The sequence below is a fragment of the Acrocarpospora pleiomorpha genome (assembly GCF_009687885.1).
GTDB lineage: Bacteria > Actinomycetota > Actinomycetes > Streptosporangiales > Streptosporangiaceae > Acrocarpospora > Acrocarpospora pleiomorpha.
In genome coordinates this window covers 1,901-2,298 of sequence record NZ_BLAF01000138.1, presented here as the reverse complement: position 1 = coordinate 2,298, position 398 = coordinate 1,901, and the positions used below count along the sequence as shown (strand labels likewise).

At 59.8% G+C, this 398-nt stretch carries 1 other annotated feature (cut by both window edges).

Features of this window, described 5'->3' with window-relative positions:
* Positions 1-398, top strand: a sequence feature (mutual gap in cmsearch alignment for this rRNA model is longer than 100) (it extends past both window edges: 1,645 nt to the left, 1,883 nt to the right).

Below are 398 nucleotides of genomic sequence, written 5' to 3'. Positions count from 1 at the left end.
GGATGGGTAGGGGAGCGTCGTGTCGCCGGTGAAGCGGCGGAGTGATCCAGTTGTGGAGGCGGCACGAGTGAGAATGCAGGCATGAGTAGCGATTCAGAAGTGGGAAACTTCTGCGCCGGATGACCAAGGGTTCCTGGGCTAGGCTAATCCGCCCAGGGTAAGTCGGGACCTAAGGCGAGGCCGACAGGCGTAGTCGATGGACAACGGGTTGATATTCCCGTACCCGCTGTGATGCGCCCATATCGAATCCAGTGATACTAAGAGTCCTAGCGAAGCTGTGGCCTTCGGGTCGCGGCCTAGTGAACGCTCGGCCTGATCTGGTAGTAGGTAAGCGATGGGGTGACGCAGGAAGGTAGCCCATCCCGGGCGATGGTTGTTCCCGGGGTAAGCATGTAGGG